Annotated in this window: 19 protein-coding genes; 10 read left to right on the forward strand and 9 right to left on the reverse strand. The window is 63.7% G+C overall.

Annotated features, from left to right (window positions below; all coding sequences use genetic code 11):
* Positions 1-34: 34 nt before the first annotated feature.
* Positions 35-3,043, reverse strand: a complete 3,009-nt coding sequence (locus tag ACFB49_RS24360; protein WP_380874510.1) for a TonB-dependent receptor domain-containing protein — start codon at positions 3,041-3,043, stop codon at positions 35-37.
* Between the two features lie 299 nt (positions 3,044-3,342).
* On the opposite strand from ACFB49_RS24360, the gene ACFB49_RS24365 reads away from it, so the two are divergent.
* From ACFB49_RS24365 to ACFB49_RS24380, 4 genes are all read left to right on the forward strand, one after another.
* Complete coding sequence (locus tag ACFB49_RS24365; protein ID WP_380874512.1) at positions 3,343-3,945, forward strand: hypothetical protein; 603 nt, start codon at positions 3,343-3,345, stop codon at positions 3,943-3,945.
* Positions 3,946-4,038: 93 nt separating this feature from the next.
* Complete coding sequence (locus ACFB49_RS24370) at positions 4,039-4,245, forward strand: cold-shock protein (protein ID WP_380874513.1); 207 nt, start codon at positions 4,039-4,041, stop codon at positions 4,243-4,245.
* Positions 4,246-4,252: 7 nt separating this feature from the next.
* Positions 4,253-4,513: a translation initiation factor IF-1 gene (gene infA, locus ACFB49_RS24375; protein ID WP_380874515.1), complete on the forward strand. Its 261-nt coding sequence runs from the start codon at positions 4,253-4,255 to the stop codon at positions 4,511-4,513.
* 231 nt (positions 4,514-4,744) lie between these two features.
* On the forward strand, positions 4,745-4,933 hold the full coding sequence (locus tag ACFB49_RS24380; RefSeq protein WP_380874517.1) for a hypothetical protein: 189 nt from the start codon (positions 4,745-4,747) through the stop codon (positions 4,931-4,933).
* Positions 4,934-4,963: 30 nt separating this feature from the next.
* On the opposite strand, the gene ACFB49_RS24385 is transcribed toward ACFB49_RS24380, so the two are convergent.
* From ACFB49_RS24385 to ACFB49_RS24395, 3 genes are all read right to left on the reverse strand, one after another.
* The gene (locus ACFB49_RS24385) at positions 4,964-5,872 is read right to left on the reverse strand and encodes a formylglycine-generating enzyme family protein (RefSeq protein WP_380880107.1); all 909 of its coding nucleotides are present in this window, start codon (positions 5,870-5,872) and stop codon (positions 4,964-4,966) included.
* A 130-nt stretch (positions 5,873-6,002) separates the two neighbouring features.
* Positions 6,003-6,635, reverse strand: a complete 633-nt coding sequence (locus tag ACFB49_RS24390) for a YidH family protein (protein WP_380874518.1) — start codon at positions 6,633-6,635, stop codon at positions 6,003-6,005.
* A gap of 13 nt (positions 6,636-6,648) precedes the next feature.
* Positions 6,649-7,182, reverse strand: coding sequence for a DUF4136 domain-containing protein (locus ACFB49_RS24395; RefSeq protein WP_380874519.1), 534 nt, complete (start codon positions 7,180-7,182; stop codon positions 6,649-6,651).
* Between the two features lie 268 nt (positions 7,183-7,450).
* Here ACFB49_RS24395 and ACFB49_RS24400 point away from each other — a divergent pair, with 268 nt between their 5' ends.
* The 4 genes from ACFB49_RS24400 to ACFB49_RS24415 all read left to right on the forward strand — a co-directional run bounded on the left by ACFB49_RS24400 (position 7,451) and on the right by ACFB49_RS24415 (position 12,395).
* Complete coding sequence (locus tag ACFB49_RS24400; RefSeq protein ID WP_380874521.1) at positions 7,451-8,950, forward strand: arylsulfatase; 1,500 nt, start codon at positions 7,451-7,453, stop codon at positions 8,948-8,950.
* A 66-nt stretch (positions 8,951-9,016) separates the two neighbouring features.
* Positions 9,017-10,558, forward strand: coding sequence for an arylsulfatase (locus ACFB49_RS24405; RefSeq protein ID WP_380874523.1), 1,542 nt, complete (start codon positions 9,017-9,019; stop codon positions 10,556-10,558).
* The gene (locus ACFB49_RS24410; protein ID WP_380874525.1) at positions 10,555-11,469 is read left to right on the forward strand and encodes a phosphatase PAP2 family protein; all 915 of its coding nucleotides are present in this window, start codon (positions 10,555-10,557) and stop codon (positions 11,467-11,469) included. Before ACFB49_RS24405 ends, ACFB49_RS24410 begins: the two co-directional genes overlap by 4 nt.
* A complete protein-coding gene (locus ACFB49_RS24415) occupies positions 11,466-12,395 on the forward strand; it encodes an HAD family hydrolase (RefSeq protein ID WP_380874527.1) in 930 nt (309 codons plus the stop codon). The genes ACFB49_RS24410 and ACFB49_RS24415 overlap by 4 nt, the downstream gene beginning before the upstream one ends.
* A 5-nt stretch (positions 12,396-12,400) precedes the next feature.
* Here the strand turns inward: ACFB49_RS24415 and ACFB49_RS24420 are convergent, their stop codons facing one another.
* Positions 12,401-12,820, reverse strand: a complete 420-nt coding sequence (locus tag ACFB49_RS24420) for an EF-hand domain-containing protein (RefSeq protein ID WP_380874529.1) — start codon at positions 12,818-12,820, stop codon at positions 12,401-12,403.
* 350 nt (positions 12,821-13,170) lie between these two features.
* On the opposite strand from ACFB49_RS24420, the gene ACFB49_RS24425 reads away from it, so the two are divergent.
* On the forward strand, positions 13,171-13,815 hold the full coding sequence (locus ACFB49_RS24425; protein ID WP_380874530.1) for a response regulator: 645 nt from the start codon (positions 13,171-13,173) through the stop codon (positions 13,813-13,815).
* On the opposite strand, the gene ACFB49_RS24430 is transcribed toward ACFB49_RS24425, so the two are convergent.
* On the reverse strand, positions 13,816-14,952 hold the full coding sequence (locus ACFB49_RS24430) for a BamA/TamA family outer membrane protein (protein WP_380874531.1): 1,137 nt from the start codon (positions 14,950-14,952) through the stop codon (positions 13,816-13,818).
* A 216-nt stretch (positions 14,953-15,168) separates the two neighbouring features.
* On the opposite strand from ACFB49_RS24430, the gene ACFB49_RS24435 reads away from it, so the two are divergent.
* A complete protein-coding gene (locus ACFB49_RS24435) occupies positions 15,169-15,816 on the forward strand; it encodes a DUF3313 domain-containing protein (protein WP_380874533.1) in 648 nt (215 codons plus the stop codon).
* Between the two features lie 4 nt (positions 15,817-15,820).
* On the opposite strand, the gene ACFB49_RS24440 is transcribed toward ACFB49_RS24435, so the two are convergent.
* From ACFB49_RS24440 to ACFB49_RS24450, 3 genes are all read right to left on the reverse strand, one after another.
* The gene (locus tag ACFB49_RS24440; protein WP_380874534.1) at positions 15,821-16,471 is read right to left on the reverse strand and encodes a glutathione S-transferase family protein; all 651 of its coding nucleotides are present in this window, start codon (positions 16,469-16,471) and stop codon (positions 15,821-15,823) included.
* Between the two features lie 386 nt (positions 16,472-16,857).
* A complete protein-coding gene (locus tag ACFB49_RS24445; protein WP_380874535.1) occupies positions 16,858-17,721 on the reverse strand; it encodes a hypothetical protein in 864 nt (287 codons plus the stop codon).
* Positions 17,718-18,548, reverse strand: a complete 831-nt coding sequence (locus ACFB49_RS24450) for a DUF2092 domain-containing protein (protein ID WP_380874537.1) — start codon at positions 18,546-18,548, stop codon at positions 17,718-17,720. The genes ACFB49_RS24445 and ACFB49_RS24450 overlap by 4 nt, the downstream gene beginning before the upstream one ends.
* Positions 18,549-18,618: the final 70 nt, after the last annotated feature.

The following is an 18,618-nucleotide window of genomic DNA, read 5'->3' on the forward strand; positions in this document are numbered from 1 at the left end:
AAGACCCGCCTCCCTTTCGGCGCTGGTCTTCCCCTCAGAAGCGGAGCTTCGCTCCCAGCGCGAACCGGCGGCCCAGCGTGTCATAGGTCGACGGATAGGTGTTGCCGCTGTTGAAGCTGGTCGAACCGATCGTGCTGCCGACGATCGGCGGCTGCTTGTCGAACAGGTTCTGGATCGTCGCGGTGAAGGTCATATTGTCGGTCGGTTCGAACTGGAAGGTCAGGTCGAACCAGTCATAGGCCTTGATGTGGCGGAAATCCTCGAGGAACTGTTCCTCGACCAGCGGCTCTACATCGACCGAAGAGATGTGCCGCCACAACAGCGACACGTCGATATTATTGTCGAAGCCGAGCGTGGTGCGGGCGTTCCAGGAGAATTCGGGCTGGATCGAACCGACGCTGCCGAACGCGGTCGTGCCGTTGCCCGGCGCGCCGCAATTGACGCTGTAGAAGCCGACGCATTCGCGGTTGATCGATCCCGGCTTCGACTTGAACTTGGACGAATTGGTCCAGTTGCCGTTGAAGGCGAAGTCGAGCACCGCCCAGTCGAACTCATGCTTGTAGGCAAGCGTCCAGTCGATGCCGTCGGTCTTGATTGTGCCCTGGTTGGAAAGCGGCAGGAACACGCCCGGCGTCGTCGCGGCGTCGCCGTCGAGGCCGCCGGTCAGCGGATCGCGCTGGAATTCTGCGCAGTCCGCCGATGTCGCCGCGCCTGCCGCCGGATTGATGGTGTCCGGCGTCGATCCGCCGAAGCATTCGCGAAGCTGGTCGTCGATGGTCGGCGCGGTGATCGCGTTCTTCACCTTGATGTTATAATAATCGACCGTCAGCGTCAGGCCCGGCGCGAATTCCGGCTGGAAGACGAAGCCCACCGTGAAGGTATCGGCCTTTTCCACGTCCAAATCGGGATTGCCGCCCTGGGTGAAGTTGATCTGCGCACCCGATGGCGCGGTGATCGTGCCGATCGTCGATGGCGGCGCACCTTGGGCGAGACAGATCTGCTGGACGATCGGATTGCCGATCGCCGGGTTGAAGGTTTCGGCGTCGGTCGGATCGGTCGCCTGGCCCTGGCAGGGGTCGTAGGCCGAATTGTTGAGGCCGGTGACGACCGAGGCATACAGTTCCTGGATGGTCGGCGATCGCGTGGCGCGGTTGTAATTGCCGCGGATCTTCAGGCTCTCGATCGGTTCCCAACTGCCGCCGACCTTGTAGGTGAAGGCGCCGCCCGTCGTATTGTAATCGGAATAACGGGCGCCGAGTTCCAGGGTCAGGCTGTGGGCGAAGGGCTTGTCGGCGATCAGCGGCGCGATGAGTTCCCCGAACACTTCCTTCACGTCGGTGGAATTGTCGGTCGTGGCCGGCGCACCGCCCAGCCCCAGCACCTCGCCGGGGATCTGCGACAGTGCATCGACTTCGCGCGCGGCGGAGTTTTCGCGATATTCCGCGCCGATCGCGAAGCCGATCGGCTGGGCATCGCCGATCGACCCCAGCTCGCCGTTGACGACGCCGCGGATCTGCGACAGCGAATTCTTCTGCGTGTCGGTCGCATTGGCGGCGTTGATGAAGGCCAGCATGTCCGGGTTGATGCTGCCCTGCGGCCCGAAGATGTTCAGCGGCACGCAATTGTTGGTGGTGTCGAGGCAGGTGTTGGGGTTGGTCGCGAGCAGGGCCTGCTGCGCGCGGGAGAACAGGCCGAAACCCTTGTTTTCGCGCAGCAGCTCGCTCTCGCCATAGGTGCCGTAGACATCATAGCTGATGGAATCGGTGATGTTGCCGCGCACGCCGATCTTCTGCTGGAAGAAGGTGGTGGTGAACACCGTCCGGCGCGGACCGCCTTCGACGAAGCGGCGGAAGATGTTGCTGGTAAAGGTCCGGTAGGCCGGATCATTGGGATCGGTGGCGAGCGCCGCCGCGCCGCATTCCGCCGCCGACAGGCCATTGGCGGCGCAGAGTTGGTCGCGGGCTGGCCCGGGCAGGAAGGGATTGCTGAACGGTATGGTGAAGGGCGACCCGAAGAGACCGGAAGACGCGACGATGGACTCGCTCTTGTTTCGCGAGAACATGCCCACCGCATAAACCTCGACGCTGTCGGCGATCTCGTAATTCGCTGCGCCGTAGATGTTGAAGCGTTCGAATGGCGTCTGCAGGATATTCTGCGGATTGAAGTTGAAGGGGATGAAGCTGGAATCGGCGTTGAACGCGCCGGTGGCGGTATTGAGCTGGCGGGTGCCGACACCCGGTATCGAAACGCGCACCGGGATCGACGTGCCCGATCCGCCGGCCTCGCCGGTCGAGGAATCGATATTGTCGACCGAGAAGGAGCGGGCGCCCTGATAGACGGGGTCGGCCTGCTGATAGCCGACGCTCAGCACGGCATTGCCGGCATCGTCGGCGAAATTGCCGCCGATCGTCAGGTCGACGCGGAAGGTGTGGCCGTCGCCATGCTCGGTGATCTGGTTGCTGACATCGAGCTGGGCGCCCTGGAAGTTGCGCTTGGTGACGAAGTTGACCACGCCCGAAATCGCATCGGCGCCATAGGTTGTGGAAGCGCCACCGGTCAGCACGTCGACGCGCTCGATCAGCGCGAGCGGAATATTGTTGAGGTCGGCTGCGCCGTCCGCGCGGGCCGGGACCAGCCGCATACCATCGAGCAGCGCAAGGTTGCGGTTGATACCGAGGCCGCGCAGATCGACGAAAGAGGAGCCGCCCTGGCCGTTATTGACCGCGGAGCCGATGCTGGGCGCCGCACCCGGCAGGTCGCGCAGCAGTTCTTCGGCGGTATTCGATTGCTTCATCTCGATCTCGGCCGCGCCGATCACCGAAATCGGGCTCGATTTCTCGATGTTCGGGTTCCGGATCAAGGTGCCGGTGACGATGATGTCTTCATTATTGTCCGTTGCCGCTTCCGCGGCCGCGTCGGCCGCGGTCGCCGCCGCTTGCGGAGCGGCGGTCGTCTGGTCCTGGGCGAAGGCGGGCGCAGCCAGGACCGCGGTGCCGATCAATAGCTGGGAAGACAATAGCCGAAGGCGTGGCGCGCGAGACATATCCAAATTCCCCTGCTGGCATGATTGCGTGTCAGGCAATCAGTTTAGGGAGAATATTCGGATCAGATCACGGGAATTACATTAAGACAGGAAAGGTTGCGCTGCTTTGCCTGCGCCTGTTCCCGCATTGTCACATTTTAATTCTCAATGCTCGCATCATATATTCACATCATGTGAAGATGATTTGGACAGTGTGGGAAACTGACCGGTATTGATGCGACGCATGGATCGAAAACCCTGTTGCGTTCGACTGAACGGGTCCATGGGGGGGGATGAGTCATTTTCGATCGGCCGCGGGAATGTTGCTTGCGCACGCTACGCTGGTGCGCGGCGCGGCTTTTCTTGGCAGTGGGTTGCAGCCGAATGGGGGCGATCCGGTTGCGATTGGCGGCACATTGGCAACGAAAGTGGTTGGAAACGGCCTGCGCGAGCTCGACCGTTTCCTCAATCTTCTGGTCGACGAGGTCGCGGTGCTGGCTGCCGGTGACATCATTGATACGGTCGCCTTTGCGCGGCGGCGCAATACCGCGGGAAAGATCGCGATGATCCGGCGGTCCATGGGATTGCCGCACCCCGATCACGAACGCCTTCGCGCTATGGGGCGAACGCGCGACTGCCTGTTTCATTGTGGCGGTGTTGTGCGGCGGGCAAGCTATGCCGGCACCCGTACGATGATTGCGGGCTGGCCGCCCGGAACGGCTGCAGCCAAAGCTCCCGGCCTTGTTCTGCAGCTTGGCGATCGGCTTGAAGTCACGCCCCTCGATCTCGCGCGCGCGTGCCAATTCTATCATGATATTGCCGACACTATCGTTGCGGATACAAAGATTTTCATCGGTTGGATTGAATTTCCCGCATCATCTGGCTATATCGGGAACGCTATCGTCGCCTGCGACGGATTATGACGCCCTTTCGAGGGATCGATTTTTCCATTTCACGCTACCTGGCTCCGTAGGCACGCTGCCTGCGGAAACCTGTTTCCGTGAAGGAAAAATCTTATGCCCATCGGCACCGTCAAATTCTTCAACAGCGACAAGGGCTATGGCTTCATCGCCAACGAGGATGGTTCGGGCGACAGCTTCGTCCACATCAGCGCGGTCGAGCGCGCCGGCATGGCAACGCTCAACAAGGACCAGCGCCTGAGCTACGAACTGGAAACCGATCGGCGCGGCAAGCAGTCCGCCGTCAATCTCCAGTCGGCCTGATCCTGACATGGCCAAAGAGGAACTGATGTCCCTCGACGGCCAGATCGAAGAGATTCTCCCGGACGGGCGGTTCGCCGTCCGCCTGGAGAATGATCATCGGATCATCGCCTATACGGCGGGGAAGATGCGGCGTTTCCGCATCCGCTCCGTCGTGGGCGATCGCGTCATCGTCGAGATGACACCTTATGATCTGGACAAAGGGCGTATCATCTTTCGCGAAAAGACGCCTGGTGCCGGTCCCGGCCCGCGTCGCGGCAACAGACGCTAGCGAATATCCCACAACAGACGGCGCGAAGATCGCGCCGAGGAACTACATGCATAACACTATAATTCAGACTTCTACCAAGGCGTTTAATTCATTTGATATCAGCCCGGCCAAGGTGCCGGGACACCAGCTTCGGAAAAGGCGGTCCGCGACTCTTTCGCGAGGCGAACTGCGCAGGATCATTGCCGATCTGATCGGCTGATCCGGAAAGGCGCAACAGCGGCAGGAGCCGATATGTCGGTCATCAGCGATTTCTACCAGGCTCGAGCGGACGAATGTGCGCAGCAGGCGAAAGCCGCCACGCTCGATAATGTGCGCGACCGCTCACTCCGGGCAGAGGCTGCATGGCAGGCGCTGGCCGACCGGCATCTCCGCGCCGAAGTGAGCCGTGCCAAACGTGCGGCCGATACCGAGGCCGCCTAATCCTCACAGTCTGCTGCGTCTGACCCTGCTTCAGGGCCGGATCACGCAGCGGAAGCCGACATGCGATGTCGACGTGTCGATCGGCTGCGCATGTCGGGCCGCCGGGCGGTAGCGGCGGCAGTAATTGGGCGCGCAGAGATGCGATCCACCCTTCAGCACGCGGCGCGGGATGGCGATCGGTTCGCGCGCGTCTATGCTTCCCTGTTCCGTGCCGCCCAGCGGCCGGCTGCCGCCGCAGCAACTGCTGCCGTTGTGCGCGGGCGGCAGCGACCACCAGTCCGCCGTCCATTCCCACACATTGCCGATCATGTCGTATAGGCCGAAGCCGTTGGCGGGGAAGGCGCCCACCGGCGACGTTCTGAACCAGCCGTCCTCGTTGCGGTTATGGTTGGGGAAGTCGCCCTGCCAGGTATTGGCCTGGTGAACGCCGCCGGGGGTGAATTCCTTGCCCCAAGCATATTCCACATCGTCCAGACCGCCGCGTGCGGCGAACTCCCATTCGGCCTCGCTCGCCAGCGATGCGCCGGCCCAGGCGACATAGGCCTCGACATCGGCGAGGGCGACATGGACGACCGGATGATCCTCCAGTCCGTCGAGATTGCTGTCGGGGCCATGCGGGTGCCGCCAGTCGGCGCCGGCGGTATATTGCCACCACTGGCTGATCGGCCCGCCCAATGCGATCGGCTGACCGGGCGGGGTGAACAGCAGGGATGCCGGCACCAGATATTCGGGCAAGGCGCCGGGATAGTCGGCCGCGTCGGGCGCGATCTCGGCGATGGTGACATGGCCGGTCGCGTCCACGAAACGCGCGAATTCCCGGTTGGTGACGGGCGTGCGGTCGATCCAGAACCCGTCCACCTTCGCCCGGCGGCTCGGCCGCTCCTCGGGATAATGGTGGTCGGAACCCATCGTGAAGCTGCCGCCGGGGATCCACACCATGTCGCCCTGCTCGACGCGCGGATGCAGGGGGCCGGATTGGGGATTGCTGGCCATTATATGGTCCCGTCCTTGTGATGTTCATGGCGATAGCCATCCCGTCCGCGATCGGCAATGCCGTCAGCGGCCCACCTTATTCGAAGGCGAAGCTGACGATCGCAATCAGGGCCACCAGGATCAGCCCCACCGATACGATCAGCGGCACCGAGATCGGATAGGCGCTTTCGCCGTGGACGAGGCCCTCCTTGGCCATCTCCGCCCGCAAATGGCGCAGTTCGAGCGCGAACTGGATGTGGCGCCAGATGCCGCCGGCCATGATGACGATGCCGAGGATGATCAATGCCAGGCCGAAATTGCGCGGCGCCTCAGGCCGGGCGATCGAGCCTGCTTCGTGCAGCTTCTCGAAGGCCTGATAGATGGTGAAGCCGAAGCCGATCAGCGAAAGCGACGTGCGCAGGAAGGACATCAGCGTCCGGTCCGCCGACATCCGCGTCCGCTGGATCGACATGCCGGTGCGGCGCATCGACATCTCGGTTCGCTCGTCGGACAATTGGGTGCGATGGATCGAAAGGTCAGTCCTATACTCCGACAGATCGGTCCGATGCTCCGACAATTCGGTACGATGATGCGACAGCCCCGTCCGGTAGTGCGAATAAGTGACGGAGGCATCGTCGGCCGATTTGCCTCCCACATCGGGAATCACGGGCAGGGGCGTATTGACCAGCCGGTCGGGCCGGACGGGGTCTGTGGCGGGAGGTGTCGCCATAACTATCCCTTCGTCACTTCTTCGGTGGTGGGGGGAAATTGGCCAGCGTTGCATCGACGGCGGTGTCGACCAGCGTCGGATCGGGCTTGTTGCGGTTGATTTCCTTGGTCGCGGTGCCGTGCCACACGGGCTTGCGCGTCCGCGTGTCGTATATGTCGATCACCAAGGTGCCGTCGGTCACGTTGCGCACGTCGACGTCGCGATTGCCGCCCCAGCCATAGCCATATCCGAAGCGCGGATAGAAGGCCCCGTAAGAGCCATAATCGGTCACCTCCACCCGATCGCGCGCGCCGACGGTGAAGGCGACGGCGAAGTCGGCCTGGGCGGTCTGCGTATAGCCTCGCGCCGCCAGCGATCGGTCGATCGACGCCTTCACCCGCTGGAACAGCAGCGGGTTCATGCCTTGCGGCACGCCCGTGAAGATCCAGGTGTAAGTGCGATACTGGCTGAAATCGGCCGCAGGATCGGAATCATAATTGATCCGCGGCGTCGATTCACACGCGGCAAGCGCGACCAGCGCGGCCAGGATCAGCGAACGCTTGGCCATCATATCCTCCCGGGCCATCAAGGAGCCGATTATGGAGGCTTGGGGCGGCCCAAACCTATCAGGGTTATCCCCGGTTTCCGGACAAATCTGTCCCGATGATGATCGCGTCCGGGGACGATCTGCGTGCGACGCGGCGACGCTCCCGATCGCGCCCGTCGTTCGCCGCATCTAGGGCTAACCCCTACCCGAACATCGGGTTTGTCCCGATTGGCCTCTCCGTTCCCGGTTGCGAGGATCGCCGCCGAGCGCAACCCCACGGAGACTCGTCATGCCCAAGGGCAAACCCAACATCCTCTTCATCATGGGGGACGATATCGGGTGGTTCAATCCGAGCTGCTACAACAGCGGTATCATGGGCTATAAGACGCCCAATATCGATCGCATCGCCAATGAAGGCGCCCGCTTTACCGACTGGTATGCCCAGCAGAGCTGCACCGCGGGCCGCGCCGCCTTCCTCACCGGTCAGTCGCCGATCCGCACCGGCCTCACCAAGGTCGGCCTGCCCGGCGCCGATCTCGGGCTCGGCCCTGACGATCCCTGCATCGCGCAGGTGCTGAAGGCGCAGGGCTATGCCACCGGCCAGTTCGGCAAGAACCATCTCGGCGACCGCGACGAGCATCTGCCGACGATGCACGGCTTCGACGAGTTCTTCGGCAACCTCTACCACCTCAATGCCGAGGAGGAGCCGGAGAATGAGGATTATCCCAAGGACCCTAAATTCCGCGAGAAGTTCGGTCCCCGCGGTGTGCTCCGGTGCAAGGCCGACGGCAAGGGCGGTCAGAAGATCGAGAATACCGGCCCGATGGGCAGCAAGCGGATGGAGACGGTCGACGAGGAATTCCTCGCCGACGCCAAGGACTTCATCAAGCGCAAGCAAGGCGAGGGCGTGCCGTGGTTCTGCTATTTCAACTCAACCCGGATGCACGTCTTCACGCATCTGAAGGAAGCGTCGAAGGGCAAGACCGGCCTCGGCCTCTATCCCGACGGCATGGTCGAACATGACGGGCATGTCGGCGAGTTGCTGGCGCTGGTCGACGAGCTTGGCGTCAAGGAAAACACGATCGTCGTCTACACCACCGACAACGGCGCCGAATGCTTCACCTGGCCCGATGGCGGCACGACCCCGTTCAAGGGCGAAAAGGCGACCAACTGGGAAGGCGGGTTCCGCGTGCCCTGCGTGATCCGCTGGCCCGGCGTGATCGAGCCGGGACAGATCATCAACGAAATCTGCGCGCACGAGGATTTCCTGCCCACTCTCGCGGCGGCGGCCGGCGACGACGATGTGGTCGATCGTGTCAGGAAGGGCGGCAAGATCGGCGACAAGAAGTTCAAGGTCCATCTCGACGGCAACAACCTCATTCCGGCTTTCAAGGGCAAAACCAAGGAATGGCCGCGCCAGGGCTTCGCTTATTGGAGCGACGATGGCGAACTGATGGCGGTGCGCGTCAAGCACTGGAAGGTCGCCTTCATGGAGCAGAATAGCGAAGTCACGCACAAGACGCCGCTCGGCGTCTGGCAGGGTGGCTTCACCTCGCTGCGCGCACCCATGCTGTATAATTTGCGGTCGGACCCGTTCGAGCGGGGCCCCGAAAGCATCTATTATGGCGACTATTCGGCGCACCGGATGTTCCTATTCGTCCCCGCGCAGGCGATCGTCGCCAAGCTGCTGGAAACCTTCAAGGACTTCCCGCCGCGCGCCAAGGCGGCGAGCTTCACCGTGGGCGACGCGATGGAGAAGATCGCCACCGCCAGCCCGAACCAGAACTGAATCAGCACCACCTAGCTCCCCGTCCGAGCCGCAGACGGGGAGTCTCACCCACAGGAGGAGTCTGTCATGCCGAATGGGAAGCCGAACATCCTTGTCATCTGGGGCGACGATATCGGGATCAGCAATCTGAGCTGCTACAGCCGTGGCCTGATGGGCTATCAGACGCCCAATATCGATCGCATCGCCAAGGAAGGCATGATGTTCACCGACAGTTACGGTGAACAGAGCTGCACCGCCGGCCGCTCCTCCTTCATCACCGGGCAGAGCGTCTATCGCACCGGCCTGTCCAAGGTCGGCCGTCCGGGCGGCGAGGAGGGGCTTCAGCCTGAAAGCGTGACGATCGCCGAACTGCTCAAGAACCACGGCTACACCACCGGCCAGTTCGGCAAGAACCACCTCGGCGATCGCAACATGTATCTGCCGACGGTTCACGGCTTCGACGAATTCTACGGCAATCTCTATCACCTGAATGCCGAAGAAGAGCCGGAGATGGAGGATTATTTCCCCGAAAAGGATTTTCCGAACCTGAAGAAGCAGATCGGGCCGCGCGGCGTGCTCCATTGCTTCGCCACCGACAAGGACGATCCCACCGAGCAACTGCGCTGGGGCCGCGTCGGCAAGCAGAAGATCGAGGATACCGGCCCGCTCACCAAGAAGCGGATGGAAACCTGCGACGATGATTTCGTCGAGAAGGCGACGGCCTTCATCAAGAAGGCGAATGCCGACGGCACGCCCTTCTTCGTGTGGCTGAACACCACCCACATGCATATGTTCACGCACACCAAGCCCGAGAGCAAGGGTCAGGCCGGGCGCTGGCAGTCAAACTATCACGACACGATGATCGATCATGACCGGAATGTCGGCCAGATGCTCGATCTGCTCGATGAACTTGGCATCGCCGACGACACGTTCGTGATGTATTCGACCGACAATGGCCCGCATCGCAATTCATGGCCGGATGCCGGCACCACCCCCTTCCGCAGCGAGAAGAACACCAATTGGGAAGGCGCCTTCCGCATCCCGAAACTCGTGCGCTGGCCGGGCAAGATCGAGGCCGGATCAGTCGCCAACGGCATCGTCCAGCATCATGACTGGCTGCCGACCTTCCTCGCCATGGCGGGGGATACAGAGGTCGTCGATAAGCTCAAGAAGGGCGGCTACGAAGCCAATGGCAAGAAATTCAAGAACCATATCGATGGCTTCAACCTGCTGCCCTATCTGACGGGCGAGGAGAAAGAGAGCCCGCGCAAGCTGTTCTTCTATTTCAGCGATGACGGCGACGTGCTCGGCGTCCGCTACGACAATTGGAAGATCGTGTTCATGGAGCAGCGCTGCCGCGGCACGATGCAGACCTGGGCCGAGCCGTTCACGACGCTGCGGCTGCCCAAGCTCTTCAACCTGCGCACCGACCCGTATGAATATGCCGATATCACGTCGAACAGCTATTATGAGTGGTTCCTCTACCACGATTATATCCTGTTCGGGGCCTATGGGCTGGCCGACAAGTTCGTCGCGACGTTCAAGGATTTCCCGCGCGTGCAGAAGCCGGGAAGCTTCACGATCAGCGACGCGCTCGACAAGCTGAACCAGATCGGCGGCGCGAGTTGAAGCACCGGGGCATCGCGCTTTCTTCGGACGGCGCGATGCTCTTTGGCAGTGGAAAGGTCTCCATCATGCGGCATGACGGCATAGTGAAGGGCGCGTTGGCGCTTGCGGCGGTCGCGCTGCTGAATGGCGGCGTGAACTCGGCGTGCGCTCAGGACCAGTCCGCCGCATCTGCCGCCAACCCCACTGCGGTCGACAAGATGAAGCTCCCGCCCGGCTATCTTGCGCGGGAAGCGCTGCCCGACAGCCTCGCGCTCCTGCCGCCGCCGCCGACCAAGGGATCGGCGGCGATGAAGCGCGACGAGGAGGCGCGCAAGGCTGCCCGCAAGCTGCGCGGCACGCCCCGTTATGCACGTGCGACGAGCGATGCCGTGATTGGCTTCCCGCAGATCCCCGACGATTTCGCCTGCGCGATGGGGTTGCCGATCGCCAAGGATGCTACGCCCAAGCTCTATGCGCTGATGGGCCGGATGCTGATCGACGTCGGCCTCTCCACTTACGGCGCAAAGAACAAATATCAGCGAACACGGCCGTTCGTCGTTCACAAGGAAGCGACCTGCTATCCCAAGGATGAGGCGCTGCTCCGCAATGACGGTTCCTATCCGTCGGGCCACAGCGCGATCGGCTGGGGCCTGGCGCTGGTGCTGGCCGAGCTCAACCCGGACAATGCCAACGCGCTCCTCCAGCGCGGCCGCGATTTCGGCCAGAGCCGCGTGGTGTGCGACGCGCATTGGCAGAGCGATGTCGAGGCCGGCCGCGCGATCGCGTCGGCCACCGTCGCCCGGCTCCACGGCGACGCCGCCTTCCGCGCCGATATGGATGCGGCGCGCGGCGAAGTCGCGGCGGCGAAGCAGGCGGGCGCCAAACCCGCCACGGATTGCGCGGCCGAAGCCGCATCGCTGGCAACGCCATGACCGGCGATCCGCTGCCGTCCTGGAACGAGGGGCCCGTCAAGCAGGCCATCCTCGATTTCGTCGCCCGCGTCACCGCCGAGGACGGGCCGGATTTCGTGCCCCCGACCGAACGGATCGCGACATTCGACAATGACGGCACGCTCTGGTGCGAATATCCGCTCCAGATCCAGGTCTTCTTCGCGCAGCAGCGCCTGCACGAGCTTGCCGCGGCCGATCCCTCGATGCGCCAGCGCCAGCCCTACAAGGCTTTCCTCGAACATGATGTCGCGACGATCCATGCGATGGGGAAGGAAGCCGTGTTCGACATCGCCTTCACCACCCATGCCGGCATGTCGACCGAGGCCTTCGCGGATCTCGTCGCGGACTGGTTTGCGCATGCCAAACATCCCCAGCTCGGCCGGCGCTTCGTCGAATGCACCTTCCTGCCGCAGCGCGAATTGCTGGATTATCTGCGCGCCAACGGCTTCCGCACCTTCATCGTCTCAGGCGGCGGCATAGATTTCATGCGGGCGATTACCGAACAGGCCTATGGCATCCCGCCCGAGCAGGTGGTGGGATCGAGCGTCAAGCTGCGCTTCGAATTGCAGGATGGGCGCGGCATGCTGGTCAAGACGGCGGAGCTCGGCAGCTTCGACGATCGCGAGGTGAAGCCGGCCAATATCGGCCTCCATATCGGCCGCCGCCCGATCTTCGTCTTCGGCAATTCCGACGGCGACCTCGCCATGCTTCGCTATGCGCTGACCGGCGACGGGCCGCGGCTCGGGCTCCTCCTTCACCATGACGATGCCGAGCGCGAATTCGCCTATGACCGCGAGTTCCATCTGAGTCCGCTGGCCGAGGCGCTCGACAAAGCCAATGCCTACGGCATCACGCTTGTCAGCATGAAGGATGCGTGGCGGACGGTCTTCGCGCCGCCTTCCGCCTGATCGCGTCAGCCGCCGTGCGCGGCGCGCAGTGCAGCGAGTTCCGCCTTGCTGACCGATCCGTCATGGTTGGCGTCGGCTTTGTCGAAGATCGGGGCGGGCGCCTTGGCCAGTTCCGCGCGCGTTACCTTGTTATCCTTGTCGGCGTCGGCTTCGGCGATCATCGCGTTCAACCTGTCGGAAAGCTGCGGCCAGCGATCGGCGCGTGGAAAATCGGCGCGCTCGATAACGCCATTATGGTCCTTGTCCATCTGAGCGAAGCGGGAATCGCGGGCCGCGAGATATTCGGCACGACTGATCTGCCCGTCCTTGTTGCTGTCGGCGCCATCGAAGGTGGCCGCGGGGTCGCGCTGACGCACCTGCGCATCGGCGACGGCCGGTGCCAGCGCCAGCAAGGTGATCAGGGCAGTCCGTCCGAAGGTCCACATGGCGATTCTCCCGCTTTCTTGCTGCCGGATTGAGGCGTAGCGCCGGCGGGCTGCGCCCGGTATCGGGGTTTGTCCGGGGGAAAGGGGGCTGACGCGCATCCGCCACGCGGTTGGGAAATTTGTGACCGTAAGGTTTCGCGCGGCCCGAAGTGGGGGTTATCCCCGATGGCGTTTCATATCAGGACGGGCAAATTGGTATCCACGATCCGGGCCGGATATCGGCCGATCCTCGTGGGGAAACGGGGGCGACAGGGGAGACAGGGGCTTGATCACGTGGTCTGCCTGCAACGGAAAATGCGGGTCGGGGGCGGCACTGCCGTCACCGGGCGGCACGGTCTGAGAGGCTGGCCATGTCGCCCCAGCGCCGCATCCTGATCGCCGACGACCATGAGGTGATGCGCCGTGGCGTCCGCACCTTCCTCGAAAACCGGGCCGACTGGCATGTCGTCGCCGAGGCATCGGACGGGCAGACCGCGCTCGATCTCGCGCGGGAATGCAATCCCGATATCGCGATCGTCGATTATTCGCTGCCGGTGCTGAACGGGCTCGATCTCACCCGCCGCCTCAAGCGCGACAATCCCAAGATCGAGGTGCTGGTCTATACTATGCACGATCGCGAGGATGTGATCCTGGAAGTGCTGCGCGCCGGCGCGCGGGGCTATGTGCTGAAGTCCGACACCGGCCGCCACCTGATCGCCGCGATCGACGCGCTGGCGATCCACAAGCCCTATTTCTCGGGCGCCATTTCCGAAACCCTGCTCGATCGCTTCCTCGAATCCGATCATGCCGCCAATGCGACGACGCTCACCCAGCGCGAGCGCGAGGTCGTCCAGCTGATTGCGGAAGGCAAGATCAACAAGGAAATCAGCGAGATATTGAGCATCAGCGTCAAGACGGTGGAAACCCACCGCGCGGCATCGATGCACAAGCTCAAGCTCCGCACCACCGCAGAGCTCGTCCGCTACGCGGTCCGCAACAATATCGTCCAGGCTTGATCAGAAGGCTTCGGCAATCGCGAAATAGATCGCGTCGCTATCCTTGCCGACCGCATAATCCAGCCGCAGATTGACGTTGGTTTCGCGCGACGGGCGATAGCGCAGGCCGACGCCCGCGGCGGGCAGGAACTTCGAATTGCCGATATCGCTCAAGCTCGACGCCACCCCGCCGACGCCGGCGAAGGCGACCGCGCCGAACCGGCCGGACAGTTTCTGGCGCACCTCATATTGCACGGTCCAGCTCGCCCGGTCGCGATAGCGCCCGGCCTCATAGCCGCGCAGGTCGTTCGACTGGCCGTAGAGGCAGAGGTCGTAGAAGGGCGATCCCTTGGACGCCGCGCACAAGGATGCGTGCAGCGCCAGCACCCCGCCTTCGCCCGCTGCCCGATAGACATTTGCCGCCGCCGTCATCTTGTCGCTGGTGAAGTCCGATCCCAGCGCCTTGGCGTTGAACATCCACTGCATCGTCAGCAACTCGCCATTGACCGGATTCAGTGAATTGTCGCGGCTGTCATAGCTGAGCGAGGGGCCGATCTGCGCTGTCGTGCTCTTCCCCTGGACGGGCGGCAGCTCGAGGTCTGGAAAAGCCGGATTTTGCCGCATCACCGTGGATTTCAGATCGAGGAACTGGAACCGCGCGCCGGCATAGAAATGCTTGGCGACCCGCATCTGCCCCTGGAGCAGCCCGGCAATCCCCTCCTGATCGAGCTTCACCGATACGCCGCGGTCGCCCGCGCCAGGGCCGATGCCGAAGAAATCGACATTGATGTCGCCATAGCCGCCAAAGGCGATGATCCGGAACCTGTCGTCCGCCAGCGACATGTCGTGGAAGGCGGCCGCGGCCCAGCTGCCATTGCTGGTCTTCATCGCGCCGACGCCGCTGATCCACGGTTCGGGCGCCTTGTTGGGATTGTAGAACAGCACGCCTGCCACCGACAGGCCGGTCCCCAATGTCGGGTTGGACAGCGGGATCGGCACGATCAGCAAATCGCTGCCCTTGGCCAGTCCATGCCCCGCCTTCGAATTGTCATGCATCTCTTCGATCGACGAATTCACCTGATCCGCCAGCGCCGGCGTGGCGAACACCATCGCGGCGGAGAAAATGAGCGGCCATCGGGGCACCCGGAATAGGGCCAATTTCCTCTCCTCTGCGCGCGACAGATGTGTCCAGGGACGGTAACCTCGCCTTATGGCGGCGCCTATCGGGTGAATCCGGGAGATTGGCGGCGCATAATCCCTAGAGCATGCTGCACCGGGAAGATTTGCTTGCCGTGCCGGGGTTATCCCCAATGGCGCCGCGCGCTTCGCGGGCCGATGATGTCCCGATCATGCTTTCGGTTGCGGGAGGCCGCGATGAAATCCTCGATCCTGATTGCCGCTCTGCTCGTCCTGCCGCTGCCGGCCCTGGCCGCGCAGCCGCCGGCCGCCGTTCCCGGCGCGGCCAAGATGAAGCCCGACGCCGGCAAGGAATCCTGGACCTATCGGAAGGACGGCCTGAACCTGAAAAGCTATGACAAGATCATCATCGATCCGACCGCCATCTATCATGGCAAGGACGCGCAGTTCGAGGATGTGAATGCGGCCGATCAGGCCAAGTTCGCCCAGCTCGTCACCCAAAGCGTGCAGGAAGAGGTCGCCAAGAAGATGGAGATCGCCAGGGCCGCCGGCCCCGGCACGCTACGCCTCAAGATCACGCTGCTGGGTGCCGAGGCGACCAAGACCGGGGTGGCGACGGCCACCCGCGTGCTCCCCTTCGGCATGGCGATGAACGCTTACAAGGAACTGAAGGGCAAGCCCGGCAGCTACACCGGCTCGTTGCTGTTCGCGGTCACTCTGTCGGATGCGAAAAGCGGCGAGGTGCTGGTCGCCGCGATCCGCCGCAAGTCGCCCAGCGCGATGGACATTCCCGCCACGCTCTCCACCGTCGATACGGTGAAGGCGGTCGCGCACGATATCGGCAAGGAAATCGCCGAGAAGCTCGATCAGGCGCGCGGGCGCTGACGGGTCAGCGGTTGGCGTCGCCCGCCGCGAAATGCGCCATCTGGTCGGCAAGCGCCTTCACGAAGGCGGGGCGGGCCGTGGCGCGCGCCATATAGTCGCGGCAGGCGGGATAATCCGCCAGCCCGTCGAACCGGTCCACCAGCCGCAGCACATCGGCCATCGCGATATCGGCCAGCGAGAAGCGGCCGGCCAGCCATTCGCGCTTCGCTACCACCGGCTCCAGATGCTTCAGCCTGTGCTCCTTCAGAAAGGCGTCCAGAATCCGCCACGCCCCCGTATCGCCATTCTCGCCGGAAAATATCAGGATTCCCCATGGCAGGCTCGCCATCTCGACCGAATTGAGCGCCGCGAACAGCCATTCCAGCGCCTCGCTGCGCTGACGCGGATCGCCCGGCAGCAATATTTCGCTCCGTTCCCCCAGATGCAGCAGGATCGCCCCGCTTTCGAAGATCGAAAGATCCCCGTCGGTCAGCCACGGCACCTGGCCGAAGGGCTGATGCGCGAAGTGATCGGTTTTGCGGTCGGCGAACGGCACGCTCGCGATGCGATAGGGCAGCCCCGCTTCCTCCAGCGCCCACCGCACCCGAAGATCGCGCACATAACCCCGCGGCATCTCGGGAACCCAGTCGAAGGTGGTGAGAGTGAGGTCGCCCATTTGCGGTCTCCATCGGTGGGCGCGGACTTATGACAGGCTTTGGCGGGCGGCAGAAGGGCCGTTGCTCTCCTCCTTCGCCGTCGCAAATGGTGAGAGCCATTCTCGCCCGACGTTCCGGCCATGGCGGCCGTGTTTTGGTCGCCTGATCCCCGCGAGTCCGGAATCGGGACCCCGCCGCAGGCTCGAGAACGACCGGAAAGTCGGGGGAGCGGGCATTTCAGATCCTCCGCGAGCTTGTCTCGGGGAGGGGGACCACCCGCGGGGTGGTGGAGGGGCATAGCGCGCGCTTTACGCCTCCACCACCGGTCTAAGGCCGGCGCTCCCTCCCCAAAAAAATCGGCCGGCAAGATGCCGGCCAGTCGGGGGGTATTCTGTTCGTCCAGCGATCAATAAGGCGCGGGCACCGTCACATATTGCATGGTGCTGCCGGAATATTGCGGCTGGTACCAGGTCGATCCGCACTGCTGATAGGTGATGCCGTTCACGGCTACCGGTGCGCAGTTGGCGGGTGGCGCGGTAACGACCGTGGTGGTGTGCACCTCGTCATCATCGTCGTCGGCGATCGCGGCGCCCACGACCATGCCGGTCATGCCGCCCACGAACAGGCCCGCGCCGAAATCATCGTCCCAGTCGCCGCCATAGCAGCAGCCGCCGCCGCCATAATATCCGCCGCCATTCACATTGACGTTGGTGTTGCGGTTGACGTTGCGGTTGGTGTCGCGATTGCGATTGGTCTCGCGGTCCCGCACGGTGTCGCGATCGCGCGCCGTGTCACGCGTGCCGGCATTGCCGCGGTTGGCGACCTGCTGATTTGTCCGTCCCGCCGCCTGCTGGTTGGCGCGGCCGGCGCCCTGTTGGCCCGCACGTCCCGCTGTCGGCTGGCTCGCGCGTCCGGCCATCTGCTGCCCGCCACGGCTGCCGCCATTGACGCTCATGCGCGACGAATCGCGCACCTGCATCCCGCTGGCACGGCCGCTGACCGCGCGATTGGAGGCTTGGGGCCGGCTGGAAAATCCGCCGCCGCCTGCGCGCGCGCCGCCGCTCGGCCGGCTTGCGGCCCGTCCGCCGCCGCCGCCGCCGCTACGCGCTCGTCCGCCACCGCCGCCGCCGCGCGGGCGGCCGGCAAAGGCAAGTTCGGTCCCGGCTGCCGTCAGTTCGGCCGGTGCCGCATGAGCCGGCATCACCGGCATTGGGCTGGACGCAAACAGAATCGCGCCCGCGACCCATCCTATGGATTGTCTCGCGCTCATTTCGTCGCTCCCGGTGTCGCGGCCACCGGCACCTGGCCCACCACGATCCGCTTGGCTTCGGCCGGCGGCGCGAAGGTGAACTGGGCGTCGGTCAGCTGCATATTGGTTGACCAGTCGAACACGGCGGAGGTCTGTGGCTGGGCCTCATCGTCGGTGTTGATGATGACGAGCTTGCAGGGCAAGGCAGATTCGCCCTTGTCGATCCACAACTGCCAGTCGGCGCCGTCCTGGCGGAAGGCGAATTGCTCGCATTCCTTGCCGTTGATCCGGTCGGGGCCGACCGAAAGCGCGCCCTTGATGCGGCTGACCTGGAAGGCGGGCGTGCCCCATTCGAAAAGGTCGGCCAGCGGCGTATCCAGGCCATAGCGCTCCTGCGCGACCTTGATCACCTCGCCGATCGTGCCCGGCGCGTCGACAGTGCCATAATAGCCGTTCTTGGGGCCGTAGATGGTGAGTTGCTTGCCGTCGTAATAGATCTTCCGCTGCTTGCGCAGCGAATCCACGCTGATCAACATCCGGTTCGGCCGCCGCACGTCCATGGTGATCTGGGCGCTGGTCTGCAGCTTCTGGTTGTTTTCCAGAACATCCTCGGTCGTCACGTCGGATTTGACGGTGAAGGCGGTCAGCGCGCGCAAGGCATTGCCCATGCGGTCGAGCTGCGCCTTCACTTCGGGCGGTATCACCTGGGCGGGCGTCGCCGCGGGCGCAGCGGCCGGCTTTGCGGCGGGCGTCGTGGCCGGCTTGGCGGTTTGCGCCATCGCGGCGCCGCCCATGCCAAGCAAGGCGGTGCAACAGACCGCTGCGATCATGCCTCCTACTGGGCGCATCTCTTCCTCCTCTGCGGCGCGACCGACAGGTCGCCCGGTGTGCCCATTCAAGCCCCGGACGCGGAGAAGA

It is taken from the genome of Sphingomonas sp. DBB INV C78 (assembly GCF_042693015.1).
In the GTDB taxonomy this organism is placed as follows: Bacteria; Pseudomonadota; Alphaproteobacteria; order Sphingomonadales; family Sphingomonadaceae; genus Sphingomonas_E.

Bases quoted from the DNA above. Each gene is read 5' to 3' on its own strand.
- ACFB49_RS24360 (WP_380874510.1), bottom strand. From the start codon at position 3,043: ATGTCTCGCGCGCCACGCCTTCGGCTATTGTCTTCCCAGCTATTGATC.
- ACFB49_RS24365 (WP_380874512.1), top strand. From the start codon at position 3,343: ATGTTGCTTGCGCACGCTACGCTGGTGCGCGGCGCGGCTTTTCTTGGC.
- ACFB49_RS24370 (WP_380874513.1), top strand. From the start codon at position 4,039: ATGCCCATCGGCACCGTCAAATTCTTCAACAGCGACAAGGGCTATGGC.
- infA (WP_380874515.1), top strand. From the start codon at position 4,253: ATGGCCAAAGAGGAACTGATGTCCCTCGACGGCCAGATCGAAGAGATT.
- ACFB49_RS24380 (WP_380874517.1), top strand. From the start codon at position 4,745: ATGTCGGTCATCAGCGATTTCTACCAGGCTCGAGCGGACGAATGTGCG.
- ACFB49_RS24385 (WP_380880107.1), bottom strand. From the start codon at position 5,872: ATGGTGTGGATCCCCGGCGGCAGCTTCACGATGGGTTCCGACCACCAT.
- ACFB49_RS24390 (WP_380874518.1), bottom strand. From the start codon at position 6,635: ATGGCGACACCTCCCGCCACAGACCCCGTCCGGCCCGACCGGCTGGTC.
- ACFB49_RS24395 (WP_380874519.1), bottom strand. From the start codon at position 7,182: ATGGCCAAGCGTTCGCTGATCCTGGCCGCGCTGGTCGCGCTTGCCGCG.
- ACFB49_RS24400 (WP_380874521.1), top strand. From the start codon at position 7,451: ATGCCCAAGGGCAAACCCAACATCCTCTTCATCATGGGGGACGATATC.
- ACFB49_RS24405 (WP_380874523.1), top strand. From the start codon at position 9,017: ATGCCGAATGGGAAGCCGAACATCCTTGTCATCTGGGGCGACGATATC.
- ACFB49_RS24415 (WP_380874527.1), top strand. From the start codon at position 11,466: ATGACCGGCGATCCGCTGCCGTCCTGGAACGAGGGGCCCGTCAAGCAG.
- ACFB49_RS24420 (WP_380874529.1), bottom strand. From the start codon at position 12,820: ATGTGGACCTTCGGACGGACTGCCCTGATCACCTTGCTGGCGCTGGCA.
- ACFB49_RS24425 (WP_380874530.1), top strand. From the start codon at position 13,171: ATGTCGCCCCAGCGCCGCATCCTGATCGCCGACGACCATGAGGTGATG.
- ACFB49_RS24435 (WP_380874533.1), top strand. From the start codon at position 15,169: ATGAAATCCTCGATCCTGATTGCCGCTCTGCTCGTCCTGCCGCTGCCG.
- ACFB49_RS24440 (WP_380874534.1), bottom strand. From the start codon at position 16,471: ATGGGCGACCTCACTCTCACCACCTTCGACTGGGTTCCCGAGATGCCG.
- ACFB49_RS24445 (WP_380874535.1), bottom strand. From the start codon at position 17,721: ATGAGCGCGAGACAATCCATAGGATGGGTCGCGGGCGCGATTCTGTTT.
- ACFB49_RS24450 (WP_380874537.1), bottom strand. From the start codon at position 18,548: ATGCGCCCAGTAGGAGGCATGATCGCAGCGGTCTGTTGCACCGCCTTG.